This window comes from Niveibacterium umoris, from assembly GCF_014197015.1.
GTDB classification, from domain to species: domain Bacteria; phylum Pseudomonadota; class Gammaproteobacteria; order Burkholderiales; family Rhodocyclaceae; genus Niveibacterium; species Niveibacterium umoris.
The window spans coordinates 957,217-971,581 of the sequence record NZ_JACIET010000001.1 but is presented as its reverse complement, the minus strand read 5'-3'; the positions used below and the strand labels follow the sequence as shown (position 1 = coordinate 971,581).

The following is a 14,365-nucleotide window of genomic DNA, read 5'->3' as shown; positions in this document are numbered from 1 at the left end:
TCGGCCGTTGCGACGCCGCCGCGGCGCACCGATGCGCACGGCGGCGTTGTCTTTACAGATACCAATGAACTTTTCAGACGCGCTTGGCGACTACTTCTCCCTGTTTGGATTGCCCCGACGCTACGCGGTGGATCTGAGCTCGCTCGAATCGGCCTACCTCGACGTGCAGGCAAAGATCCACCCGGACCGCTTCTCGCACCTGGCGGAAAACGAGCGGCGTGTCGCGATGCAATGGGCAGCCCACGCCAACGAGGGCTACCGCGTTTTGCGCAAGGCGGTGCCGCGTGCCCGTTATTTGCTGCATCTTGCGGGGGTTGATCCAAGAATCGAGTCGAACACTGCAATGCCGCCCGAGTTCCTGATGCGTCAGATGATGTTGCGCGAGGCGGTGGAAGAGGCAGAGCAGACTGGTGATGTCGATGCACTCGACGATCTGCTGCGCGAATTGCGGCATGACACCCGAGAGATGGAGCAATCGCTCGCGGCCGACTTCGATCAGCGTGGCGACCTGATCGCCGCAACCTCGCGCGTACGGCAACTGATGTTTCTCGAACGGCTGCAGGAAGAAATCGGCAGCGCACTCGAAACCCTGGAAAACTGATGGCACTTCTTCAACTCGCCGAACCCGGGCAATCCGCGGCGCCCCACGAGCACAGACACGCAATCGGCATCGATCTCGGCACTACGCATTCGCTGGTCGCGACGGTGCGTCACAGCCTGCCGGAATGTCTTCGCGGTGAGCAATGCGGCATCCTGTTGCCGTCTATCGTCCGCTATCTCCCCGACGGCAGCGTCGAAGTCGGCAAGGATGCCGCCGTTCATCAGGCATCGGATTCACGGAACACGATCGTCTCGGTCAAGCGCTTCATGGGACGTGGCCTCGCCGACATCGAGGCGGGTGCGCGCAAGCAATACAGCTTCGTTGACGCTGAAGGCATGGTGCGTATCAACACTGTTGCCGGCGTAAAGAGCCCCGTCGAGGTTTCGGCCGAAATCCTCAAAGTCCTGCGGGAGCGCGCCGAAAGCCACCTCGGTGGCGAGCTCGTCGGCGCGGTCATTACGGTGCCTGCGTACTTTGACGATGCGCAGCGACAAGCCACCAAGGATGCTGCCCGGCTCGCCGGACTCAACGTCCTGCGCCTGCTGAACGAACCCACGGCCGCGGCGATCGCCTACGGTCTCGACAACGAAACCGAGGGCACCTATGCGGTGTATGACCTCGGCGGCGGCACTTTCGATTTCTCGGTCCTCAAGCTGTCGCGTGGCGTTTTCGAAGTGCTGGCGACAAGTGGCGATGCAGCGCTTGGCGGCGACGACTTCGATCAGGCCTTGGCGACCTGGTTGCGCGGCGAAGCCGGCCTGGGTGAGCTCTCGTCTGAGGATGCGCGTTCGGTGCTCGTCGAGTGCCGCAGGGTCAAGGAAGCGCTGTCGCGCAGCGAGCGCGAGCGCGCGACGCTGCAACTGTCCGACGGCACCGAACTATCACTTGAGGTCACCCGTGACCAGTTCGAAGCGCTGACCGCCAGTTTGGTTGCGAACACGATCGTACCGGTACGCAAGGCACTTCGCGACGCAGGGCTTGGTGTCGAAGACGTGCATGGCGTGGTACTGGTCGGCGGCGCCACGCGCATGCCCCAGATCCGTCGTGCTGTCGAAAAGCACTTCGGGCGTGAGCCCCTCACCGACATCGATCCGGACAAGGTGGTTGCGATCGGCGCGGCGATCCAGGCCAATGTGCTCGCCGGCAATCGCCGCGACGAAGACGACTGGCTATTGCTGGATGTGATCCCGCTTTCACTCGGCATCGAAACGATGGGCGGGTTGGTTGAAAAGATCATCACCCGGAACTCGACCATTCCGACGGCAAAGGCACAGGAGTTCACAACCTACAAGGATGGCCAGACCGCGATGGCGATTCATGTGGTTCAGGGCGAACGCGAACTGGTGCGCGACTGTCGCTCGCTGGCGCGTTTTGAATTGCGAGGCATTCCGCCGATGGCCGCCGGCGCTGCGCGCATTCGCGTGACCTTCCAGGTCGATGCCGATGGCTTGCTGTCGGTTGCTGCGCGCGAAATGGCGTCCGGCGTCGAAGCGTCGATCAGTGTCAAACCATCGTACGGGCTGAGCGACGACGAAATCGCAGGCATGCTGCGCGCAGGTTTCGACCATGCTGATGCCGACATGCGCCTGCGGGCGTTGCGTGAGCAGCAGGTCGAGGCGCAACGCATGATCGAATCGGTCGAATCTGCGCTTGCGGCGGACGGCGACCTGCTGGATGCCGACGAACGTGATGCGATCCTCAGGTCCTTGTGCACGCTGACACAGCTCAACGCCGGCGACGATGCCAAGGCAATCAAGGACGCGCTTGGCGCCATCAACAAACTCACAGAGACCTTTGCTGCCCGCCGCATGGACAAGACGATACGTGCGGCATTGGCAGGGCAACGGGTTGAAGACCTGAAGGTATGAGCGCATGACCCAGATGATCGTATTGCCCCACGTCGAACTGTGCCCCGAAGGCGCAGTGCTTGAAGCTGCTCCCGGTACGTCGATCTGCGACGCGCTGCTGGGCGCTGGTATAGAAATCGAGCACGCCTGCGAGAAGTCCTGCGCCTGCACGACCTGCCACGTGGTCGTGAGGGAAGGTTTTGGCAGTCTCGAAGCCGCCGAGGAACTCGAAGAGGATTTGCTCGACAAGGCCTGGGGCCTCGAGCCGAATTCACGCCTCTCGTGCCAGGCAGTGGTGGGCTCGACGCCATTGGTCGTCGAGATACCGCGTTACACGATCAACATGGCAAGGGAGGGCAAGCGATGAAGTGGACTGACGTACGCGAGATCGCCATCGCATTGGCGGATCTGCACCCGGATGCCGACCCGACGCGTGTCAATTTCGTCGATCTGATGAACTGGGTCATTGCCCTGCCGGGTTTCGATGACGACCCCAAACGCTGTGGCGAAAAAATCCTCGAGGCCATCCAGGCAACCTGGATGGACGAAGCCGACTGAGCGTGATTCTTATCAGGAGCGAACCGATGACTGCACAAATCCACTCGTTTTCCAGCCGAACGCTCGATGGCAAGCCGCTGAATCTTGCGGACTACGCCGGGAAAGTCCTCTTGATCGTGAATACGGCAAGCAATTGTGGTTTCACCCCGCAGTATGCCGGCCTCGAATCGCTCCACAAGAAGTACGCATCGCGCGGCTTCGAGGTGCTCGGATTCCCGTGCAACCAGTTCGGCGCTCAAGAACCCGGCAGCGAGGCTGAAATTGGCGCCTTCTGTGAAAAGAACTACGGCGTGAGTTTTCCGGTATCGGAAAAAGTGGATGTGAACGGCGACAGCGCCCATCCCCTGTTCAAGTACCTCACCAAGGAAGCACCCGGCCTGCTTGGAACCACCGCAATCAAATGGAACTTCACCAAGTTCCTGGTCGACCGCGATGGCAACGTCGTAGACCGCTTTGCGCCGGCCACCAAGCCAGAGGAAATCGCCAGCAAGATCGAAGAACTGCTGGGCTGACAAAGCACGGGGGTCAGGACAACAAGGGCGGCCGAGGGTCGCCCTTGTTGTTTCAAGCTGCAAAGTCGAACAGTGGGCTTAGCCCGCTGGAGAATCCGCGGGCTCGTTCAACGACAACCAATACATGCCAAGCTGGCCTACCGTCTGGATGAAGCGCTCGAAATCCACGGGTTTGCGGATGTAGCTGTTGGCACCCAGTGCGTACGCGTCATGAATGTCCTGCTGCTCGCGGGACGTAGTCAGCACCACCACCGGAAGAAGCGCGGTGCGAACGTCGGCCCGCACCCGGCGCAAGACTTCGAGTCCATCGATGCGCGGCAGTTTCAGATCCAGCAACATCACGGCAGGCATCTGCGTCATGTCCCGATTGGCGTGGCGACCAGTACCAAAAAGGTAATCCAGCGCTTCGACGCCGTCACGGGCGACAATAACCGTATTGGCAATGCGATTCTTTGTGAAGGCGCGCAGCGTAAGGGCCTCATCGTCGGGGTTGTCCTCGACGAGCAGGATAGGGCGATCGGTAGTCATTGTGTGTCCGGGTCGCGGTTGGGGGCTTCAAACAAGCGCAATGCATCGCGCGCTCGTTCTTGCGTATACGGCACCGGCGCACGTGAGCTTGAGTTTAGCGGACACTGTAAAGATCGTCGACAGCCGGACATGACAAACAGTTCGCGGTGTCAGGCAGGCAAGTCCTCGCGTCGAATCAGGAAAACCCCTTCGTCTGCACCGGCCGTGTTCAGCCAGGTCATTTGCAGATCGGGCCACGCTTCTTCGACCAGATGACGGTTGTGCCCAACCTCGACTGCCAGCAGGCCGCCGGGTTTCAGATGGGCATGTGCCTGCGCAATGATCTTGCGGACGACGTCGAGCCCATCCGTGCCTGAACCCAGCGCCATCGCGGGCTCATGCAGATATTCGGGCGGCAGGGCATCCATCGCATCTTGCGTGACGTAGGGTGGATTGCTGATGATCAGGTCATAGCAGCGCCCACCAAGCGCCGAGAAAACGTCCGATTGCAACAGATGCACCTGGTGCTCAAGGCCGTAGTCCTCGACGTTGCGTGCCGCCACTTCAAGCGCATCGGCAGACAGATCTACAGCGTCGATGTTTGCGTTCGGAAAAACATGTGCCATCAAGATCGCGAGGCATGCGCTGCCGGTACATAGATCCAGCGCATCGGTGATTTCGTCAGGGTCCGGCACCCATGGCGCAAAACCATCCTGCAACAACTCGCCGAAGTACGAGCGCGGCACGATGACACGTTCGTCGACCGTGAAGCGGTATGGTCCAAGCCAGGCCTCACCCGTCAGGTAGGCAGCGGGCTTGCGGGATTCGGCGCGCTCGTCGATGACTGCCAATACTTCGGCGCGCTCATTCGAAGGTATGCACGCATCCAGGAACGGGTCGAGGCGATCGAGCGGCAGGTGCAGCGTATGCAGAATCAGGTAAGCCGCTTCGTCGAAAGCGTTGTCGGTACCATGACCGAAGACCAGCCGTGCCCGATTGAATCGAGAGACCGCGTAACGCAGAAGATCGCGGACCGTCACCAGTTCATCGCGCGGATCGTGCGAATGATCGTGATCGCAGTTTTCGTCGTTGCAGTGTTCCGCGTCGTGGTGCATGGCGTGCGCTCAGGTGCTGAGGAGTCGTTCAAGAATGCCGCGATAAACGGCGGATAAGGGTTCAATGGCGGACACGGCGATCCGTTCGTTGACCTTGTGGATACTCGCGTTCACCGGTCCGAACTCGACTACCTCGGGGCAATGCTTGGCGATGAAGCGGCCGTCCGAAGTGCCGCCAGTCGTCGACAGCGCGGGCTTTACACCCGTCGCGGCCTCGATTGCACCCTCCATCGCGTCGACGAGTTTCCCGCGCGGCGTGAGAAACGGCTCGCCCGACAACTGCCAGTCGATCTCGTAATGCAGACCATGGGCATCGAGGATTTCGTGCACCCGGTGCTTGAGCTTCTCTGCCGGGCTCGCCGGCGAGAACCTGAAATTGAACCGTAACTCCACAACACCGGGAATCACATTGGTTGCACCGGTACCGGCGTGGAAATTGGATACCTGGAAGGTGGTCGGCGGGAAGTACTCATCCCCCTGATCCCATTCGATCGCCGTCAGCGCGGCAAGTGCCGGCGCGATCAGGTGAATCGGATTGCGCGCCAGTTGCGGGTAGGCAACATGGCCCTGCACACCGATCACGCGAAGCAGTGCGTTCAACGAACCACGGCGACCATTCTTGATCATGTCGCCAAGCTGATCGACCGAGGTCGGTTCGCCGACGATGCAGTAATCCATGGCCTCCGCACGTTCGGCGAGTTTCTCGACGACGATCTTGGTGCCGTGGGTCGCGACGCCTTCTTCATCGGAGGTGAGCAGCAAGGCAATCGAGCCGGGATGCGCCGGACGCGCCGCCACAAATGCCTCGATGGCGGTGACAAAGGCCGCGAGAGAGGCCTTCATGTCCGCTGCACCACGACCATAAAGGAAGCCGTCACGCTCAGAGGGTTCGAAAGGATGGCTTTCCCACTCCACCAAGGGTCCGGTAGGCACGACATCGGTGTGGCCGGCAAAGCACACGAGCGGCCTCGCGGTGCCGCGCCGTGCCCAAAGGTTACTGACGCCGTTGGCTTCGATGCGCTCGAAGTGAAAGCCGAGCGACGCGAGGCGCTCTTCAATCAGTTCAAGACATCCTTCGTCCTTCGGGGTCACCGACGCGCGACGGATCAGCGCTTCGGTGAGCGCCCGGGTAGGGGTGTGAACTGGATGATTCATTCAGTCGGGAGCCTGGATCAGGCATCGTCCATATGTAGCGTGAAGGACTTGAACGACGCGCCGTCAGTTTCGCTCTTCTCGAAATCGATGATGGGCGGAGCAGACTGGGCGTCCGGTTCCGAACCGCCGAGTTGCTGATTGTTGATCAGCCACGACAGGTTCGTCGGCGAGTCGGCATTGCCAAGCGCCTCGTCGAGGGCGATCGTCCCTTCCTTGTACAGGCGGAACAGGTCCTGCTCGAAAGTCTGGGAACTTGGGGCCAGCGATTGCTCCATCGCTTCCTTGATCTCCGGGAAGTTGCCCTTTTCGATCAGGTCCGAGATGTGCCGGGTGTTCGACAACAGTTCAACCGCGGGAATGCGTCGCCCGTCGGGCCGTTTGACCAGCCGTTGCGAGATGATCGCGCGCAAGGCAACCGACAAGTCGAGATACAACAGGCCGCGGTTTTCAAGCGGGAAGAAGTTCGCGATCCGGTTCAGCGCGTGATACGCGTTATTCGCGTGGAGCGTGGCCAGACACAGGTGACCGGTCTGCGCATAGGCAATCGCCGCCTGCATCGTGTCGCGGTCGCGGATCTCGCCGATCAGGATGCAATCGGGCGCCTGTCGCATCGCGTTCTTCAGCGCGATATGCCAGTCGTGCGTATCGAGCCCAACTTCACGCTGGTTCACCACCGAGCGCTTGTGGCGGAACAGATACTCGATCGGATCTTCGAGCGTGAGAATGTGCCCCGGTTTCGTCGAGTTCCGGTGGTCGAGCATCGACGCCATCGTGGTCGACTTGCCCGAGCCGGTGGAACCCACCACGAGCACCAGCCCGCGCTTTTCAAGGATCAAATCGGCCAATGAGTCGGGCAACCCGAGGGAATTGAGCGGGGGAATCTCGCCCTGGATGAAGCGGACGACGATCGCGATCGAGCCCCGCTGCCAGAACATGTTGACCCGGAAGTTGCCCAGGTCGCGGCGGCCAAACGACAGGTTCAGCTCCTTCGTCTTCTCGAAGGACTGGATCTGCTCCGGCGTCATGATCTCGTACGCCATGCGCTGGATCACCGCAGGCTCCATCACCTGCTGGTTCACCGGCATCACGGTGCCCTGGATCTTGATGTGGATGGGCGCGCCGGCCGACACGAAGATGTCGGAGGCGTGCTTTTCGCCCATCAGCTGGAACAGCTTGTCGAGGATCATGGTCCGCCGCTCTCTGTGGCTCGTTCAGGGGTTTGGTCAGGCGCGCAGCAGTTCGTTGATGCTGGTCTTGGCGCGCGTCTTTGCGTCGACCTTCTTCACGATCACGGCGCAATACAGGCTGTACTTGCCATCGGAAGAGGGAAGGTTGCCCGACACCACGACCGATCCGGCCGGAATGCGTCCGTAGCTCACTTCGCCGGTCTCACGGTCGTAGATGCGGGTGCTCTGGCCGATGTACACGCCCATCGAGATGACCGAGTTCTCCTCCACGATCACGCCTTCGACGACTTCCGAGCGTGCGCCGATGAAGCAGTTGTCTTCGATGATGGTCGGGTTGGCCTGCATCGGTTCGAGCACGCCGCCAATCCCGACACCGCCCGAAAGGTGCACATTCTTGCCAATCTGGGCGCAGGAACCCACGGTCACCCAAGTGTCGACCATGGTGCCCTCATCCACATACGAACCAATGTTCAGGTACGAAGGCATCAGCACCGCGTTCCGTGCCACGAAGCTGCCGCGGCGCGCCACCGCGCCCGGCGTGGCCCGAAAACCGGCGGCGCGGAAGTCAGCCTCGGTCCAGTTGGCGAACTTGGTCGGGACCTTGTCGAAGTACTTGCTGACGCCGTCATCGCTCATCACGTTGTCGTTGGCGCGGAAGGACAGCAGCACTGCCTTCTTCACCCACTGATGCGTCACCCAGGCGCCATCAAGCTTTTCCGCCACGCGAACGCGGCCGGCGTCCAGATCGCCGATCGTGTGCTCGATGGCCTCGCGCAGCTCGGCCGATACGTTTCCGGGGTTGATGTCTGCGCGCTGTTCCCAGGCGCTCTCGATAACGGTTTGCAGATTGCTCATCAGGGGGACCTCAGCTAAGTGAATTGGGTGACAGCTTATCAAGCTTGCTGGCCGAAGCGGCGCGAAACGAAGCCCGCGATCCGTTCAGCGGCCTCGATACATTCGTCAAGGGGGGCGACAAGGGCAATGCGCACGAAGCCTTCGCCGGGGTTTACGCCAGCGGATACGCGCGACAGGAATTGACCGGGAAGCACGGTGACATGCGTATCGGCGAAGAGGGCGCGTGCAAACTCGCGGTCGTCGCAGGGCGTCTTTGCCCAGAAATAGAAGCCAGCATCAGGCAAGCGGGTCGCCAGCGCCGGCCCGAGGATCGGCTCAAGCGCAGCGAATTTCTTGCGGTAGAGGGTACGGTTCTCTCGCACATGTGATTCATCGCGCCACGCTGCCATGCTTGCTGCCTGGATCGGCACGCTCATCGCACAGCCGTGATAGGTGCGATACAAAAGGAATTGCTTCAGCACCTGACGGTCGCCCGCGACAAATCCCGAACGCAGGCCAGGAACGTTTGACCGCTTGGAAAGGCTGGAGAACACAACCAGCCGCTCGTAAGCGTTCCGGCCAAGGCGTCGCGCCGCTTGCAGGGCGCCAAGCGGGGGCGCGCCTTCATCGAAATAGATCTCGGAATAACACTCGTCGGCAGCGATCACGAAACCATGTCGATCCGCGCGTTCGAAGATCTGCTTCCAGTCTTCCAGCTGCAACACCTTTCCGGTCGGATTGCCCGGCGAGCACACATACATCAGCTGCACGCGAGACCATTGCTCATCGCTCAGGCTATCCATGTCGAGCCGGAAGTCATACTCGGGCAGCTGGTTCAGGAACACCGGCTGCGCACCGGCCAGCAACGCGGCCCCTTCGTAGATCTGGTAGAAGGGGTTGGGGCAGACCACCAGCGGGTCGCGGCGCGAGCCATCCACCACCGCCTGCGCGAATGCGAACAGGGCTTCACGCGAACCGCTGACAGGCAACACCTCGTGCGTGGCGTCGATCGGCGCAAGGTCGTAGCGTTGCGTCAGCCAGTGTGCGATGGTTTCCCGCAGCCCATCGCCGCCGGCGGTCGTCGGGTAAGCCGAAAGGCCTCGCAGATTCATCACCAGGGCTTCCTGAATGAAAGCCGGCGTAGCGTGCTGGGGCTCTCCGATCGAGAGGCGTATCGGCGACCTGTCTGCGGGGGCTTCGACACCGTTAAAGAGTTGCCGCAGTCGTTCGAACGGGTAGGGTTGCAGCAGATCCAGGCGGGGATTCATTCGGTCTCCAGAAGGCAGGCGCTCCCCGCAAGTCAAGGCCTTGCACCGCATGATCCGGTGCCGCTCACGCGTGTCTCGGCACGCCATGCGGGGGTGGTATTATAGCCACCCGTTTTGACCGCCGCGCCGGCGACAGTGGCGCTCCCGACGGTTCGTCCCCATCTCACGTGCGACTCTCCAAACTCAAACTCGCTGGATTCAAGTCCTTCGTCGATCCGACGACCGTGCTCACTCCAGGCCAGATGGTGGGTGTGGTCGGGCCGAACGGCTGCGGCAAATCCAACATCATCGACGCGGTGCGCTGGGTGCTCGGCGAATCGCGCGCGGGCGCGCTGCGCGGCGAATCGATGATGGACGTGATCTTCAACGGCTCGACCACCCGCAAACCGGTGAGCCGGGCCAGCGTCGAACTGGTCTTCGACAACTCCGAGGGCCGCGCCGCCGGGCAGTGGTCCCAATACGCCGAGATCTCGGTCAAGCGGGTGCTCGACCGCAGCGGTGAATCGAGTTACTGGATCAACAACGTCCACGTGCGCCGCAAGGACGTGATCGACCTTTTCCTGGGCACCGGCCTTGGTCCACGCGCCTACGCGATCATCGAACAAGGCATGATCTCGCGCATCATCGAGGCACGCCCGGAAGATGTGCGCGGCTTCCTCGAAGAGGCCGCCGGCGTCACCAAGTACAAGGAGCGCCGACGCGAGACCGAAGGGCGCCTGTCGGACGCCCGCGACAACCTGGCCCGGGTCGAAGACATCAGGAACGAACTTGGCGCGCAGATTGATCGGCTCTCCGGTCAGGCCGAAGTCGCGCGGCGCTACAAAGCCCTCAACGAGTCCCTTCGCGAACAGCAGATCCTGCTGTGGCTGTTGCGGCGTAACGAAGCCCGCGAAGACGCCGCGCGCGTGGCTGCGGCCGTGGCGGAGACGAGCGCCCGCATCGAAGCTGAGTTGGCGCGGCTGCGAGAGGCTGAATCGCTGGTCGAAAACGCCCGCGATGCGCATTACCAGGCCTCGGACGCTCTGCACGGCGCGCAGGCGGACCTCTACGCGGCGAACGGAGAGGTGACCCGCATCGAGGGCGAAATCACGCGCCTGAGGGAGCGACGGCAAATGCTTGGCAGCCGCGTCGGGCAACTCATTGCCGACGAGACGCGCTGGCAGGCTCAACATACCAGTGCCGCAGCAGATCGTCAGCGCTGGGAAAACCTGCTTGATGCAGCGGCGCTGCGGTGCGAGCAGGCACAGGCGCGTCACGAAGAGTTGGCCGCACGCCTGCCCGCAGCGGAAGACGCATTGTCAGGCGCGCAGGCGGCCACGCGCTCCTTGCGGCACGAACTGGGCAGTGCGGAACAACAGCTTCGCGTTGAAGAGACACACCGCGCGAGCGCGCTGCGTGCGCTCGATACCCTCGCGCAGCGCCGGATGCGCGTTGACGGGGAGCGGCACGGCCTACAGGCGCCGGACCTCGAAGCGCTGGCGCGGGCAGAAGCTGCGGCGGAAATCGCGGCACATCGCTTGGCTGCACTGCAAGAGTCCCTGGACGAAGGCGCGGCTGCGCTGCCGCATCAGCTAGCGGCGGTGCGCGCTGCGCAAGACACGGAACGGCAGGTCAGCCGCAGCCTCACCGAGGCTCGCGCCCGGCGCGAGGCGCTTGCGCGCATCCAGCAGAAGGCTGCAGCACCGGGCGCGATGGGCGATTGGATCCAACGGCACCAGATCGATGCGGCGCGTCCGCTGTGGCGCGAACTGCGCGTAGAAACGGGCTGGGAAGCAGCGCTCGAAGCCGCTCTGCGTGAGCGCTTCGGCGCATTTCCGGTCCAGTCGCCTGAGGGCATTGCCGCGGCGCTTGGAGAACAACCGCCCACATCGATCGCCCTTGCCTGGAACGGGGACGCGCCCAGCGCGCCGGCCGACATGCAAGGCTTGCCCGGACTGCCCCTGTTGAATCTTGTCCGCGTCGAGAACCCCGCGTGGGTCGCGCCGGTTGCTGCATGGCTATCGCAAGTGCGGGCCGTGGAAGATTGTCGCGAATGGCTGAGCCAGGCGCCGCAACTGCCGGCACAGGTGCGCCTGGTGGACCGCGCCGGGCGCGAGCTATCGCGCTTCGGCTGCTCGTGGCTGCGCGCGGACGCTGGGGCGCACGGCGCGCTTGAGCGCGAGCGCGAGATCGAAGAGCTCGATGCACGTATTGAAGGCCTTGCGCTGGAGGCCGAGCAAGGGCATGCGGCGCTGGCCGAAGCGGAGAGCGCAAGCCAGCGGGCGCAAGAAGCGCTCACCAATCTGCGCCGCGAGCATCAGATTGCGCAACAGACCAGTCACCGCGAACAACTCGCCGCGGTGCAACTCGGTCAGGCACGGCAGCGTTTTGATGAACGCGCCGATCAGTTGCGCCGGGATCTTGAAGAGCTCGATGCGCTGGTCGAACTTGAACGCAGTCACCTGCAAAGAGCCATTGAGGCGCAGGGCGTCCAGGACGAACGAGCCGAGCAATTGCGCGAACGCCTGGAAGCGGCAGAGGCCGTGGCAAGCGAGCAAGACGCAGCGGTGCGGGCGCTGCGCATGCAAGAGCAGCAATTCGCCCGCGAGGTACAGGAAGCGCTGTTCTCGGAAAGGGAATGCCGCAGCAAACTTGATGATCTGGCACGCCAGATTGCACAAGCCGAAGAGCAGATTGACCGTTGTGCGCGCGAACGCGATGCTGCCGAGGCCGAACAGGCGGGTCTGGACGAAACCCCGATGGCCGATGCGCTGCAAGAGGCACTCGCCAATCGTGAGCTGCGCGAAGCACGGCTCAGCGCCTGCCGCGAGGCGCTTGATGCTGCGGCTTCGCGCCTGCGGGAGCTGGACGAGGCGCGCCTGCGAGCAGAATTGGCGCTTCGACCGCTCAACGAATCCTTGGCGGATGCGCGACTTAAACAGCAGGCGGCCGAACTCGGGCAACAGCAATATGACGAACGTCTCGCCGAGATCGAAGTCGACGAAGCGGAGTTCGCAGCACGGCTTGCGGCGGGCCCGAAGGATCAGACCCTGGTTCGCGAAATCAACCGTCTCACGCGCGAGCTTGCCGAACTGGGGCCGGTAAACCTTGCGGCAGTGGAAGAATTACTCGCATCCGAAGAGCGCAAGGGCTACCTTGACGCGCAGTCCGCGGATTTGAGCGAGGCGATCGGCACGCTGGAAGACGCCATTCGCAGGATCGACCGCGAGACGCGCGAGCAGTTGGAGGAAACGTACAATACGGTGAATCGCCACTTCGGCGAGTTGTTCCCGCAATTGTTCGGCGGCGGCGAAGCGCAGTTGATCCTGACAGGCGACGAGATCCTTGATGCCGGTGTGCAGATTGTTGCGCGACCGCCCGGCAAGAAGAACAGCTCGATCCATCTGCTTTCCGGTGGCGAGAAGGCGCTCACCGCCATCGCACTCGTGTTTTCGTTCTTTCAGCTCAACCCGGCGCCGTTCTGCCTTCTGGACGAAGTGGATGCGCCGCTCGACGATGCCAACACCGAACGATTCTGCGCGATGGTCAAACGCATGTCGGCAATCACGCAGTTCATGTTCATCAGTCACAGCAAGATCACGATGGAAATGGCGCGCCAGCTGGTCGGCGTTACGATGCAGGAGCAGGGCGTTTCCCGCGTGGTCGAAGTCGATATAGAAGAAGCGCTGCGGCTGGCCGATCCAGTCGCGGCTTGAGAGGTCTCATGGCAGGCAACGAACTCCTTTACGGTCTGATCGGTTCCGGCGCAGGTGTCGTCGTGCTGGTGCTGGGCTACAACGCGTGGCAGGAGCGCAAGGCGCGTCGCAACGCAGAGAAAGCCTTCCGCTCGGAGCATCGCGATGTATTGCTTGAAGGCGCCGCGACAGCGGGCGAACAGGCAGACCCATCCGGCCGGGTAGAGCCGGCGGCATCCAAACTTCCGCCACGACCGCCAATTGGCCGCGCGGCGGAGCCAGATCTGCCGCTTGAAGCCCGCGCGATCGATTGCGTGGTCAGGATCGAAGCGCCGGCTGGCGTGGTGGGGGGCGCGGTTGTCAATGGCGCAGGCGGGCCGCTCGCTCAGATCCACCGATCAGTGCGCTGGTACGCTTTCGACGACGCAGAGCACGCATGGATTGCACTCGACGCCAACGACAAACGCAATTTCACGCGGCTGAGCGTCGCGATGCAGTTGGCTGATCGGCGGGGTGCCGTTGGCGAGCGCGAAATCGAGGCCTTCACTGCAGCCATCCAGCGCGTGTGCGATCAGTTCATGGCGGTGCCGCGTTTCATGGACCGCAGCGAGGCGCTCGCGCTTGCACAGGGTGTCGACCAGTTCTGTGCCGCGCTCGATATCCAGATCGCGATCAATGTGGTGGCAGGCGATCAGGCCTTCGCAGGCACCAAGCTCCGCGGCCTTGCCGAGGCCGCCGGACTGGTGCTCGACAACGATGGTTGCTTCCATGCCCGCGACGATGCGGGCTGCAGTCTGTACGTGGTTGCCAATCGGGATGCTTCGCTGTTTACGCCCGAGACCCTGCGCCAGGGGGCATCGTCCGGAGTGACCCTGAGCCTTGATGTGCCGAGAGTCGGCGCCGGCGTCCAGGTGTTCGACAGGATGGTGGCATTTGCACGGCAGCTTGCTGCTGCGCTGCACGGGCACCTTGTCGATGACAACGGCCGCGCGCTGAGCGACGCCTCTCTGGCGATGATCCGCGAACAGATCGAGCAGTTCCAGGAACAGATGGATCGACAAGGCGTGCCTGCAGGGAGCGGACTGGCCCTGCGCCTGTTCGTGTGAG

The 14,365-nt window shown here is 62.5% G+C and carries 13 protein-coding genes; 7 read left to right on the top strand and 6 right to left on the bottom strand.

Annotated elements, in window-relative coordinates:
• The first annotated feature begins 64 nt into the window (after positions 1-64).
• From hscB to GGR36_RS04285, 5 genes are read left to right on the top strand one after another with little or no spacing between them, the layout of a single operon-like run.
• Positions 65-601 carry a Fe-S protein assembly co-chaperone HscB gene (hscB, locus tag GGR36_RS04305; protein ID WP_183632224.1) on the top strand — a complete coding sequence of 179 codons (537 nt, stop codon included), beginning with the start codon at positions 65-67 and terminating at the stop codon, positions 599-601.
• Positions 601-2,469, top strand: coding sequence for a Fe-S protein assembly chaperone HscA (gene hscA / locus GGR36_RS04300; RefSeq protein WP_183632222.1), 1,869 nt, complete (start codon positions 601-603; stop codon positions 2,467-2,469). Before hscB ends, hscA begins: the two co-directional genes overlap by 1 nt.
• Positions 2,470-2,473: 4 nt before the next feature.
• A complete protein-coding gene (gene fdx / locus GGR36_RS04295) occupies positions 2,474-2,815 on the top strand; it encodes an ISC system 2Fe-2S type ferredoxin (RefSeq protein ID WP_183632220.1) in 342 nt (113 codons plus the stop codon).
• On the top strand, positions 2,812-3,006 hold the full coding sequence (gene iscX, locus GGR36_RS04290; protein ID WP_183632218.1) for a Fe-S cluster assembly protein IscX: 195 nt from the start codon (positions 2,812-2,814) through the stop codon (positions 3,004-3,006). Before fdx ends, iscX begins: the two co-directional genes overlap by 4 nt.
• Positions 3,007-3,032: 26 nt before the next feature.
• Positions 3,033-3,518 carry a glutathione peroxidase gene (locus GGR36_RS04285; RefSeq protein WP_183632216.1) on the top strand — a complete coding sequence of 162 codons (486 nt, stop codon included), beginning with the start codon at positions 3,033-3,035 and terminating at the stop codon, positions 3,516-3,518.
• Between the two features lie 78 nt (positions 3,519-3,596).
• Here the strand turns inward: GGR36_RS04285 and GGR36_RS04280 are convergent, their stop codons facing one another.
• The 6 genes from GGR36_RS04280 to dapC form a co-directional block, all read right to left on the bottom strand.
• A complete protein-coding gene (locus tag GGR36_RS04280) occupies positions 3,597-4,046 on the bottom strand; it encodes a response regulator (protein ID WP_183632214.1) in 450 nt (149 codons plus the stop codon).
• 149 nt (positions 4,047-4,195) lie between these two features.
• Complete coding sequence (gene prmB, locus GGR36_RS04275) at positions 4,196-5,140, bottom strand: 50S ribosomal protein L3 N(5)-glutamine methyltransferase (protein ID WP_183632212.1); 945 nt, start codon at positions 5,138-5,140, stop codon at positions 4,196-4,198.
• A 9-nt stretch (positions 5,141-5,149) separates the two neighbouring features.
• Positions 5,150-6,295: a succinyl-diaminopimelate desuccinylase gene (dapE, locus tag GGR36_RS04270; RefSeq protein ID WP_183632210.1), complete on the bottom strand. Its 1,146-nt coding sequence runs from the start codon at positions 6,293-6,295 to the stop codon at positions 5,150-5,152.
• A 17-nt stretch (positions 6,296-6,312) separates the two neighbouring features.
• Positions 6,313-7,482 (bottom strand): PilT/PilU family type 4a pilus ATPase, encoded by a 1,170-nt coding sequence (locus tag GGR36_RS04265; protein WP_183632202.1) that lies wholly within the window; start codon positions 7,480-7,482, stop codon positions 6,313-6,315.
• A gap of 36 nt (positions 7,483-7,518) precedes the next feature.
• Entirely contained in the window at positions 7,519-8,337 is an 819-nt protein-coding gene (dapD, locus tag GGR36_RS04260) for a 2,3,4,5-tetrahydropyridine-2,6-dicarboxylate N-succinyltransferase (RefSeq protein WP_183632200.1), read from the bottom strand.
• A gap of 38 nt (positions 8,338-8,375) precedes the next feature.
• The gene (gene dapC, locus GGR36_RS04255) at positions 8,376-9,584 is read right to left on the bottom strand and encodes a succinyldiaminopimelate transaminase (protein WP_183632198.1); all 1,209 of its coding nucleotides are present in this window, start codon (positions 9,582-9,584) and stop codon (positions 8,376-8,378) included.
• Between the two features lie 167 nt (positions 9,585-9,751).
• Between dapC and smc the strand changes: the two genes are divergently transcribed.
• Both smc and GGR36_RS04245 read left to right on the top strand, forming a co-directional pair.
• Entirely contained in the window at positions 9,752-13,279 is a 3,528-nt protein-coding gene (smc, locus tag GGR36_RS04250; RefSeq protein ID WP_183632196.1) for a chromosome segregation protein SMC, read from the top strand.
• A gap of 8 nt (positions 13,280-13,287) precedes the next feature.
• On the top strand, positions 13,288-14,364 hold the full coding sequence (locus GGR36_RS04245; protein ID WP_183632187.1) for a cell division protein ZipA C-terminal FtsZ-binding domain-containing protein: 1,077 nt from the start codon (positions 13,288-13,290) through the stop codon (positions 14,362-14,364).
• The last annotated feature ends 1 nt before the right edge of the window (position 14,365 follow it).

What these genes read in the sequence shown, in the direction of transcription:
- dapE (WP_183632210.1), bottom strand. Translation starts at nt 6,295, where the DNA reads ATGAATCATCCAGTTCACACCCCTACCCGGGCGCTCACCGAAGCGCTG.
- hscB (WP_183632224.1), top strand. Translation starts at nt 65, where the DNA reads ATGAACTTTTCAGACGCGCTTGGCGACTACTTCTCCCTGTTTGGATTG.
- GGR36_RS04280 (WP_183632214.1), bottom strand. Translation starts at nt 4,046, where the DNA reads ATGACTACCGATCGCCCTATCCTGCTCGTCGAGGACAACCCCGACGAT.
- fdx (WP_183632220.1), top strand. Translation starts at nt 2,474, where the DNA reads ATGACCCAGATGATCGTATTGCCCCACGTCGAACTGTGCCCCGAAGGC.
- GGR36_RS04245 (WP_183632187.1), top strand. Translation starts at nt 13,288, where the DNA reads ATGGCAGGCAACGAACTCCTTTACGGTCTGATCGGTTCCGGCGCAGGT.
- GGR36_RS04265 (WP_183632202.1), bottom strand. Translation starts at nt 7,482, where the DNA reads ATGATCCTCGACAAGCTGTTCCAGCTGATGGGCGAAAAGCACGCCTCC.
- iscX (WP_183632218.1), top strand. Translation starts at nt 2,812, where the DNA reads ATGAAGTGGACTGACGTACGCGAGATCGCCATCGCATTGGCGGATCTG.
- dapC (WP_183632198.1), bottom strand. Translation starts at nt 9,584, where the DNA reads ATGAATCCCCGCCTGGATCTGCTGCAACCCTACCCGTTCGAACGACTG.
- dapD (WP_183632200.1), bottom strand. Translation starts at nt 8,337, where the DNA reads ATGAGCAATCTGCAAACCGTTATCGAGAGCGCCTGGGAACAGCGCGCA.
- prmB (WP_183632212.1), bottom strand. Translation starts at nt 5,140, where the DNA reads ATGCACCACGACGCGGAACACTGCAACGACGAAAACTGCGATCACGAT.
- GGR36_RS04285 (WP_183632216.1), top strand. Translation starts at nt 3,033, where the DNA reads ATGACTGCACAAATCCACTCGTTTTCCAGCCGAACGCTCGATGGCAAG.
- hscA (WP_183632222.1), top strand. Translation starts at nt 601, where the DNA reads ATGGCACTTCTTCAACTCGCCGAACCCGGGCAATCCGCGGCGCCCCAC.